Raw genomic sequence first — 9,747 nt, 5'->3', positions numbered from 1 at the left:
CGGGATCGGCTGAGCGGGTCGGCTCGGACTGCTCGACCCAGGGCGGGTGCGATGCGTCGCCGCCGGGGGAGACGGAGGTGGGCCGGGAGGTGTCTTCCATGAGGCCATCCTACTGCGGCGACTATTTGAACACTGGAGTGAAGGTCAAGAAATATTCTTCAAGTTCAATGTAAAACACGAGCTGCAGAGCGGCGGGTAGGAGCAGATCCGGATCGCGCCGTGAGACCACTTCCGGTCGCAGTCGTGTGCTGTTCGTCGTTTGTACCAGTGTGCGCCGGGCCGGGGAGTCGCGAGCGCGGTGGGCCACGTGTAGCCGACCGCACGGTCACCGAGGGCCAGCCGTGGCTCGGCGGCCGTGCACCGAGGGCACGAATGCAGGCATCACGGGAGTCGGCGTCTGGAGGGAGGCAGTCCCTGTAGAAGCTGCGGGCACTGTGGGCGTACACCCGTCTGACCCATGTGTCCGATAATGTACATTATGTAAAGTAAAGCGGAAACGAGCGCCCTCCGCACACCCGGAAGCCCCTTCCCCGCAGGGTCGGCACCCACTTCATGCACTCATTCATGCATTCACCCGTCGCCCCGCCCCTCGGCGGTCTGTGCTAACCGGTGCGGCGTGCGCTGCGCCCATCGCCCGGTGTCACCTCCGGCCGGCCTCTCGCACTGTCACCGCCCGCCACACCGGGCGTGGGCACCGGATGGCCGCCCGGTGTCGTCACTCCGTGCGCATGGCGGTACGACGACGCCGCCCGGTCACCCTCGTGGAGAAGGCAACCGGGCGGCGTCGTACGAAGCTGCGTGAGGTGAACCGGGATGCTGGCGGGTGGAAGCGCCACTGTGCGGGGATGCCCGTGGCTGGGGGTGCCGGTGGGGCGTTACCTCCCCTGTCTGAACCCCGTGACTCCCCCGGCCGCCAACTCCCCTGCCACCGCGACGACTCAGGCGCTGGCGGTCCCGGTGGTCGCCTGGGACGCGGCCCTGTGGGTGCCCTCGCCGGTGGTCACGGTGTGGTGCGCACCCGCGGTGCTGGAACCCCCCGTGGTCTGCGCGCCGTCGGCGTCGCCACCCCTGCCGTTGCCCGGTAGTGCCGCCTGGTTGCGGTAGTGGCCCGAGAGCACGAGCACCACACCGGCGGCGAGCCACCCGATGAGGGCCCAGATCTGGCCGGAGACGTTCGCGTCCGGGAAGTAGGACAGGTCGCGCAGCACGGTGCCGGACAGCCCGGGCACGAGCCACTGGCCGATCTCACCGAACGGCGGGGCGATGAACTCCTTGGGCTGCGTGAGCGAGGACAGCGGGTTGCCGATGAACATGGTGATCACCGCGCCCACGCCGATGCCCGGGCGGCCGATGAGGGCGTTGAGCCCCACGATCACCGAGGCGGTGGCGGCGATGCCCAGGCCGATGGCTCCCGCGTTCGCGAAGAAGTTGCCCTGCAGGATGTGGAAGAGCCCCTGCATGAGGCACGCCAGGGCCAGCCCGCCGATGATGCCGTAGAGGACGATGGCGAGCAGGTGCTTGCGGGGCCCGTTGACCAGCAGGGAGATCAGCACGCCGCCGATCATCCCACCCATGGTGAGGGGCAGGCCGGCGATGGCCAGGCCGGCGCCGCGGGGATCGTCGCCGGACAGCGGGACCACGTCCGTGATCTTCACGGTGGGCGGGGTGGCGGCCTGCTGGCCGCCCTGTCCGGACTTCTGCGCCTGCTGAGCCATGGCCGCCATGCCGCTCGGCCCCTGGGCCATGGCGGACTTCATCTGCTGCAGGGCCTCGGTCTGCTTCGAGATGACCTGCTGGTCGATCCCCCGCTGCATGGTGGTCCCGATGGAGGTGAGCATCTGGGAGGCCACCGGGCTGCCGGCGCTGGCGGTCAGGATCTCGGGCTGGTCCCCCAGCAGGATCGCGCCGTACACCTCGCGGCTGCGGATCCCGTTCTCCGCGTCCTGGCGGTTCGCCACGGGGTGCAGGGCCAGCGGGTTGTCGTCCGGCATCTTGTCGGTCAGGGAGTCGATCTGCTCCTGGCTGCCCACCACAGCCACGGGCAGGTCCTGCACCTTGGACGTGACCGTGGGCCACGCGAAGGCCAGCAGGATGATGGAGACCACGACGGAGGCGATGAGGGCCGCGCGGACGCTCTTGGTCCACTCGGGCCGCGGCCTGCGGACCGGGGTCTGGACGTGCGACATGGCGCACTCCTTTCACAAAAGAATGTTGATTCTTGAAGAGTGTGGACCCGCCCGGGTACCCTGTCAAGAACGATCATTCGTTTTGAGAGGTGGGTCATGCCCAAGGTCACGGAAGAGCACAGGGCGGAGATGCGGGAGCGGATCCAGCGGGCCGCGCTCACGTGCATCGGAGTCCACGGGTTCTCCGCCACGTCCATGGCGGACGTGATCAGGGAGTCGGGGCTGTCGGCCGGGGCGGTCTACCTCTACTACAAGAGCAAGGACGACCTCCTGCTGGACGTGGGGCGCACCGTGATGCGCATCCGGCTGGGCATGCTGGACTCCCTCCCGGAGCAGCGTCCACTCCCCCATCCCGCGCAGGCGATCGCCACGGTGGTGGAGAGCATTCCGGAGCACTCCACATTTCCCGGTCTGCCCGTGCAGGTGTGGGGAGAGGCGGTGCGCCGCCCCGAGCTGCGGGACGCCGTGCTGGGCATTCTGGACGAGGCCACCGAGCACATCAACCGCTACCTGGTCGCGTGGCTCGCCGATCAGGCGGGCTTTTCACGGGACGACGCCGCGGCAGCCTCGCAGCGCCTGTGTCCGGCATTCATCGGGCTGGTCCAGGGCTACATGGTCCAGGTCAGCGTGGGAGCTGACCCCCGGGAGACCCACGACCGATACCTGGCCGGCGTGGACGCGCTACTCAGCGGTGTGCTCGCCGCACGGACGGACACCGCTGAGCGCGCGAAGGCTCACTGCACCGAGCGGTAGACCTCCAGGGTCCGCTCCGCGATGGACTCCCACGAGAAGTGCTCCTCGGCGCGGCGTCGGCCGGCCTGGCCCATGCGGCGGGCGCGGGCGGGGTCGGAGACCACGTCCGTGAGGGCGGCGGCGAAGTCGTCCACGAAGGCCTGGGGATCCAGGGGGGTGCCGCTGCCGTCGGTGACCTGCTCGATGGGGACCAGGCGCCCGGTCTCGCCGTCCACCACCACCTCCGGGATTCCGCCGGTGGCGGTGGCCACCACCGCGGCGCCGCAGGCCATGGCCTCCAGGTTCACGATGCCGAGGGGCTCGTAGACCGAGGGGCACGCGAACGCCGTGGCGTGGGAGAGGATCTGGACCACCTCGCGCCGCGGCAGCATCTTCTCGATGAGCACCACGCCGTCGCGCTGCTCCCGCAGCGTGTCGATGAGCCCGTTGACCTCCGCGGCCAGCTCCGGGGTGTCCGCCGCACCGGCGCACAGCACCAGCTGGACCTCCGGGGGCAGCTGCAGGGCGGCGCGCAGCAGGTAGGGCACACCCTTCTGGCGGGTCACGCGGCCCACGAACACCACGGAGGGCCGGGCGGGGTCGATGCCGTACCGCTCCAGGACGTCGGTGTCCTCGTCCCGCTCCCACTGGGAGACGTCGATGCCGTTGTGCACGGTCCGCACCCGGGCGGGGTCCACGTCCGGGTAGGAGCGCAGGATGTCCTCGCGCATGCCGTCCGAGACGGCGATGATCGCGGCGGCCGCCTCGTACGCGGTCTTCTCCGCGAAGGAGGACACGCGGTAACCGCCGCCCAGCTGCTCGGCCTTCCACGGGCGCAGGGGCTCGAGGGAGTGGGCGGACAGCACGTGGGGGATGTCGTACATGAGGGCGGAGAGGTGTCCGGCCATGTTCGCGTACCAGGTGTGGGAGTGCACCACGTCCGCGCCCTGCACGTCCCCCACCATGGTGAGGTCCACGCCGAGGGTCTGGATGGCGGCGTTGGCGGACGCCAGTTCCGCGGGTGTGGGGTACGCCGTCACGTGGGCGCCGTGGAAGTCGGGCTCCCGGGGCTCGCCGAAGCACCGGACGTTGAGGTCCACGAGCGGTGCGAGCACGCGCGAGAGCTCCGCCACGTGCACCCCCGCTCCCCCGTAGATGGCGGGCGGGAATTCTTTGCTCAGGATGTCTACTCGCACACCGCGAGCGTAGCGCACATCACGCTCACGGCAACGGCCGGGGAGCGCCGCACACCCGTCCCACCCGCGGGGGTGGTGCGCGGGCGGCGTCATGCGGGGACAGGTGCGGTGGAGCGGCGAGCGCGGAGCGGCGGAGGGGGGTGTGCCGGGCGGGTGCGGGTGCACGCATTGCACAGGCGGAGGTGGAGTGGGACACAATGGCGGTGAAGTCCGGTCAATGTCGACGCCGTGTCGTGGCCTTCGATGGCCTTGACCGTCTCGCGAAGTGGAGGGGTACGTATGTCACGACAGAAGAAGGTTCTCGCGATCGTGCTGGCGGGTGGTGAGGGCAAGCGCCTGATGCCGCTCACGGAGGACCGTGCGAAGCCGGCGGTGCCGTTTGCCGGTGGGTACCGGTTGATCGATTTCGCGCTGTCGAACCTGGTGAACTCGGGGTACCTGCAGATCGTGGTGCTCACGCAGTACAAGTCGCACTCGCTGGACCGGCACCTGTCGGAGACGTGGCGGCTGTCCACGCAGCTGGGCAACTACGTGACGTCCGTGCCTGCGCAGCAGCGCCGGGGGAAGGACTGGTTCCTGGGCTCGGCGAATGCCATCTACCAGTCCATGAACCTGATCGACGACGCGGATCCGGACATCGTGGTGGTGGTGGGCGCGGACCACGTGTACCGCATGGACTTCGCGGACATGGTGGACAAGCACATCGCGTCCGGGGCGAAGGCCACGGTGGCGGCGGTGCGTCAGCCCATGGAGACGGTGAAGTCCTTCGGGGTGATCGAGACGGATCCGCAGGAGCCGTCGCGGATCGCGCGGTTCGTGGAGAAGCCGGACACCACGGCTCCGCTGCCGGACGATCCGGGGTCGTTCCTGGCGTCGATGGGCAACTACGTCTTCGACCGGGATGCCCTGGTGGAGGCGCTGCGCTCGGACAACGAGCAGGCGGACACGCAGCACGACATGGGCGGGGACATCATGCCGTACTTCGCGCAGCGGGGTGAGGCCATGGTGTACGACTTCACGCACAACGACGTCCCGGGGTCCACGGAGCGGGACCGGCAGTACTGGCGGGACGTGGGCACGCTGGACTCGTACTACGAGTCTCACATGGACCTGATCCGTCCGCTGCCGGTGTTCAACCTGTACAACTACGACTGGCCGATCTACACGCACCAGATCATGGCGCCGCCGGCCAGGACGGTGCGGGGGCCCAACGGGCAGGCGGGGGTGGCGTTCGACTCGATCCTCTCCCCCGGTGTGCTGATCACGGGTGGTCACGTGGGCTCCTCGGTGCTCTCCCCGAAGGTGAAGGTGGAGCACGACGCGCGGGTCACGGAGTCGGTGCTGATGCAGAACGTGCAGATCGGGGCCGGGGCCACCGTGCACCGCTGCATCCTGGACAAGAACGTGGTGGTTCCCCCGGGCTTCACGGTGGGTCTGGACCGGGAGCAGGACCTGGCCCGTGGGCTCACGGTCACGGACTCGGGGTTGACGATCGCGCCGAAGAACTACCGGTTCGAGAAGTAGCCGCCCGCACCCCGCGGGGAAGGGGACGGCGACCCCGCCCGGTGGCCGTGCGGCGGCGCCGGCCCCTTGGTCGGGGCGGGGGGGCGGGGGGGGGGGACGGCGGGGGCGCGGGCGAGGGCGGCGCCCGGTGTGGCGGTGTGACGGATGACACCGGGGGGCTGCCTAGACTGGGGCCATGGGAGCCAGCCTGAGCCGAGAAGAAGCAGCCACGCGCGCGGAGCAGATCCGGGTGGAGGACTACCGGGTCACGGTGGACCTGTCGGGGGCGGAGGATCCTGCGAGCACCACGTTCGGCTCCGAGGTCACCGTGCGGTTCACCGCGGAGGAGGGCGCGGAGTCGTTCATCGACTTCATCCACGACACCGTCACGGAGGTGGAGCTCAACGGCGAGGTCCTGGACGTGGACGACGTGGTGGAGGACTCGCGGATCCGGCTGCCGGAGCTCGGTCGGGTGAACGAGCTGCGGGTGGTGGGCCGGGCGCTGTACTCGCGCTCCGGTGAGGGCCTGCACCGCTACGTGGACCCGCAGGGCGGCGAGGTGTACGTCTACACGCAGTACGAGCCCGCGGACTGCCGCCGGGTGTTCGCGGTGTTCGAGCAGCCGGACCTCAAGGCGGTCTTCCACATCACGGTGATCACCCCCGAGGGGTGGCTGGCGGCCTCGAACGGGGAGCTGCTGGGCTCCGAGGGCACCCGTGAGTGCGACGCACCCGGGGCGATGGCCCACGAGTTCGCGCCCACGAAGCGGATCTCCAGCTACATCACCACCATCCTCGCCGGGCCCTACACCCGTGTGACGGACGAGTGGTCCGGAACCGACCCCCAGGGCGAGGCAATGACCGTCCCCCTGGCGCTGTACTGCCGCCGGGCGCTCGCCGAGCACCTGGACGCCGACGAGCTGTTCGCGCTCACCAAGCAGGGTCTGGACTTCTTCCCCCGGCTCTTCGGCGTGGCGTACCCGTGGGGCAAGTACGAGCAGGCGTTCGTCCCGGAGTACAACCTGGGGGCCATGGAGAACCCGGGGATGGTCACGTTCACCGAGGACTACCTCTTCCCCTCCGGGGCCACGCGCGCCCAGCTGTCCGGGCGGGCGAACACCCTGATGCACGAGATGTCCCACATGTGGTTCGGTGACCTGGTGACCATGCGCTGGTGGGACGACCTCTGGCTCAAGGAGTCCTTCGCGGAGTTCATGGGCGCGTACGCCCTGGTCCACGCCACCGAGTACACGGACGCGTGGGTCACGTTCGCCCTTGCGCGCAAGGAGTGGGCCTACCGCCAGGACCAGCTGCCCACCACGCACCCCGTGGTCGCGGACATCGTGGACCTGGAGGCCGCGCGGCAGAACTTCGACGGCATCACCTACGCCAAGGGCGCCGCGGTGCTCAAGCAGCTGGTCGCGTTCGTGGGTGAGGACGCCTTCATGGACGCGTGCCGCGCCTACTTCCGCCGCTTCGCGTTCGGCAACACGGACCTGGACGACTTCCTGGGCGTGCTGGACGAGGCGTGCGAGCACGATGTCCGCGCCTGGGCCGACGCCTGGCTGCGCACCACCGGCGTGCCGGTGCTCGCGGTCTCCGCCCCGGACGACGACGCCTCCGCACCCGGCCCGGCGACCCTCACCCAGAGCGCCTCTCCCCTGCGCCCCCACGTGCTGACCGTGGGGCGCTACGCCCGGGAGGAGACCACCCGGGCCGGGGACGCGACAGGCTCCGGCGCCGGGCCCGCGGGGCCGGTCGTCGAGACGGCGCGCGTTGACGTGCGCGTGCCCGCCGAGGACGGCCCCGTGACGCTCGCCGGGCTGCCCGCGGCCGACGCGCACTCGGTGCTCCTGGCCAACGACACGGACCTCACCTACTGTCTGGCCCACCCGGACCCACGCTCGCTCGCCGGGCTCACGGAGCTCGTGGCGGACATTGCCGATCCCCTGGCGCGCGCGGTGGCCCACTCCCAGCTGTGGGCCGCCGTGCGCGACGGGCGGCTGTGCCCCCGCGAGTACGTTCTCATGGTCGCCACCCGCTGCACGGGTGAGAGCCACGCGGCGATCCTCACCACCGTGCTGGAGCACGCCCGCCAGGCCCTGGGCCAGTACGTGCCCGTGGCCTGGCGCACCACCGTGCGCCGCACCCTGCTGGACGCCCTCGGCGCGGCGATGCTCGGCGCCGGACCCGGCTCGGACGCCCAGCTGATCCTGGCGCGCGCCTTCGCCCGCGAGGCCGCCCGGGACGGCACGTACGCCCGACCCATCCAGGAGTGGCTCAGCGGCGAGCGGACCGTGCCCGGGCTGCGGCTGAGCCCGCAGCTGAGGTGGGCCATGCTCACGGCGATCACCGCCACGGGCCACACCACGGTGTCCGAGCTGGAGGCGGAGCACGCCCAGGACCCCACCCGGGACGGGCACCTGGGGCACCTGGAGGCCGCGGCCGCGATGCGCTCGGACCATTCCAAGCAGCAGGCGTGGGAGCGGATCCTCTCGGGCGAGCTGTCCAACGACGAGCTCACCGCCACGATCGCGGGTTTCCAGCTCGCGGCCCCCGCCGTGCTGCACCGCTACGAGGCCGCGTACTTCGAGCAGCTCACCTGGTGGTGGGAGACCCGGTCCATGGAGATCGCCACCCGCATGGTGCGCGGACTGTACCCGCGCGCGGTGGACGCCCGGGCGGCGTCGTCGTCCCCGCAGGAGGCGGCCGCGCAGCACCCCGTGGTGCGGGCCAGCCGTGCATGGCTGGAGGCCCACGACGACGCCCCGGCGGCCCTGCGGCGCATCGTCACCGAGCTCACGGACGACGCCCAGCGGGCGGTGGAGCTGCAGGCCGCGTGCCTGTCCCGGTGAGCCCCGTGCCGGGGGTGTCCACACAGTGGATGAACCTCGATGCAAGGGGATCAACGGATAGCATGAGATGCGATGCTGCGGCGGAGCACCCGCCAGCTCGACAGCGAGGGAGACCATGACCGATTACGCGCTCAACGACCGAGGGTCCTTGGACGTCGTCACCGAGAACTTCTACGACGTCGAGATCATGCGGGTCTTCGGCGGTCTCTCCGCGGGCCGCGCGCAGAGCTGGAACGGGATGGCCGCGCTGGTGCCGGAACCCGACAACCCCTTCGACCCGCGCACGGTCTCGGTGCGCGTGGGCGAGAACAAGGTGGCCCACCTCAGCTCCGAGGACGCGCACCGGTACTGGCACCAGCTCGCGCGCGTGATCGCCTCCGGCTACACCCCCGTGGTTCCCCTGCACCTGGAGGCAGAGCTGCTGCGCCAGGACGGGCAGGCAGAGGTCTCCGCGCGCGCCGTGATCGACATCGCTCCCCCGGACATGCTCTTCCCCCTGAACACCGCCCCCTCCCAGGCCGCCGTGCTGCCCCAGGGCTCCTCCATCAAGGTCCTGGACGAGCAGGACTTCGCGGAGTACCTGCACTCGATCGTGCCGCCCACCGGGGAGGGCCGGGTGATCCTCACCCTGGAGGTCAACAAGGTCCGCAACTCCCACGGGCTCACCGTGGACACCGTGGACGTGCTCTACGAGCGCAAACAGGTGGGCCGACTGTCCACCCAGATGTCCCAGCAGTTCATCCCCATCATCAACCACGCCTTCGACCACGACCTCCTCACGGCCGTGTGGGGCACCATCCGCGGGTCCTCCTTCGAGGTGTCCATGACCCTGCAGGCCGCGCGCGCCTCCGAGGTCCCCGCCCAGTGGTTCGAGGAGCTGCCCAACGACGTCCCCGAGCTGCTCCCGGATGCCGAGGATTTCGAGGTGCCCCCGGCCTACGTGGCCGTGGAATCCGACCACGGGCGCAACGCCCGGAAGTGGCGGCGTGGTTTCGCCGCCGCCCACCCGGACGCAGCCACCGCCGGTGCCGGCTCCAACCCCGCGGGCGCCCGCGGCCTCGCCGCCCGCCTCCGCGGCGACTCCCGGACCGAGCCCGCGGCCGCGCCGGCCTCCCGCGGGGACGACGCCGCCGTGGCCGCCCGCGCCTCCCAGGCCCCCACCGCGCAGCGCCCGGGTCCTGCGGCCGGCACCCGCGCCCCCCGTCCCGCCGGGGGTTCGGCGGTCTCGCGGCTGGTGAGCGGGGTCAAGCCCGTGGTGAGCGCCCTGCTGGTGCTG

6 protein-coding genes are annotated in these 9,747 nt (G+C 70.8%); 4 read left to right on the top strand and 2 right to left on the bottom strand.

Features of this window, described 5'->3' with window-relative positions; translation table 11 throughout:
* Nucleotides 1-938: 938 nt before the first annotated feature.
* A complete protein-coding gene (locus Q4A22_RS07650; protein ID WP_303178274.1) occupies nucleotides 939-2,186 on the bottom strand; it encodes an ABC transporter permease in 1,248 nt (415 codons plus the stop codon).
* Between the two features lie 96 nt (nucleotides 2,187-2,282).
* On the opposite strand from Q4A22_RS07650, the gene Q4A22_RS07645 reads away from it, so the two are divergent.
* Nucleotides 2,283-2,939, top strand: a complete 657-nt coding sequence (locus Q4A22_RS07645) for a TetR/AcrR family transcriptional regulator (protein WP_303178272.1) — start codon at nucleotides 2,283-2,285, stop codon at nucleotides 2,937-2,939.
* Here the strand turns inward: Q4A22_RS07645 and glgA are convergent.
* A complete protein-coding gene (gene glgA / locus Q4A22_RS07640) occupies nucleotides 2,921-4,114 on the bottom strand; it encodes a glycogen synthase (protein ID WP_303178270.1) in 1,194 nt (397 codons plus the stop codon). The genes Q4A22_RS07645 and glgA overlap by 19 nt on opposite strands.
* Nucleotides 4,115-4,393: 279 nt before the next feature.
* Here glgA and glgC point away from each other — a divergent pair, with 279 nt between their 5' ends.
* The 3 genes from glgC to Q4A22_RS07625 all read left to right on the top strand — a co-directional run.
* Nucleotides 4,394-5,638 carry a glucose-1-phosphate adenylyltransferase gene (gene glgC, locus Q4A22_RS07635; protein WP_303178267.1) on the top strand — a complete coding sequence of 415 codons (1,245 nt, stop codon included), beginning with the start codon at nucleotides 4,394-4,396 and terminating at the stop codon, nucleotides 5,636-5,638.
* Between the two features lie 175 nt (nucleotides 5,639-5,813).
* Complete coding sequence (pepN, locus tag Q4A22_RS07630) at nucleotides 5,814-8,471, top strand: aminopeptidase N (protein ID WP_303178265.1); 2,658 nt, start codon at nucleotides 5,814-5,816, stop codon at nucleotides 8,469-8,471.
* A gap of 115 nt (nucleotides 8,472-8,586) precedes the next feature.
* On the top strand, nucleotides 8,587-9,747 hold a 1,161-nt coding region (locus Q4A22_RS07625; protein ID WP_303178263.1), incomplete at its 3' end, for a hypothetical protein.

Source organism: Kocuria sp. (assembly GCF_030530945.1).
Lineage (GTDB): Bacteria > Actinomycetota > Actinomycetes > Actinomycetales > Micrococcaceae > Kocuria.
The sequence above is the reverse complement of the archived record's forward strand: the minus strand, read 5'-3'. Positions and strand labels throughout refer to the sequence as shown.

Coding starts and splice junctions, on each gene's coding strand:
- Q4A22_RS07645 (WP_303178272.1), top strand. CDS start 2,283: ATGCCCAAGGTCACGGAAGAGCACAGGGCGGAGATGCGGGAGCGGATC.
- Q4A22_RS07650 (WP_303178274.1), bottom strand. CDS start 2,186: ATGTCGCACGTCCAGACCCCGGTCCGCAGGCCGCGGCCCGAGTGGACC.
- glgC (WP_303178267.1), top strand. CDS start 4,394: ATGTCACGACAGAAGAAGGTTCTCGCGATCGTGCTGGCGGGTGGTGAG.
- pepN (WP_303178265.1), top strand. CDS start 5,814: ATGGGAGCCAGCCTGAGCCGAGAAGAAGCAGCCACGCGCGCGGAGCAG.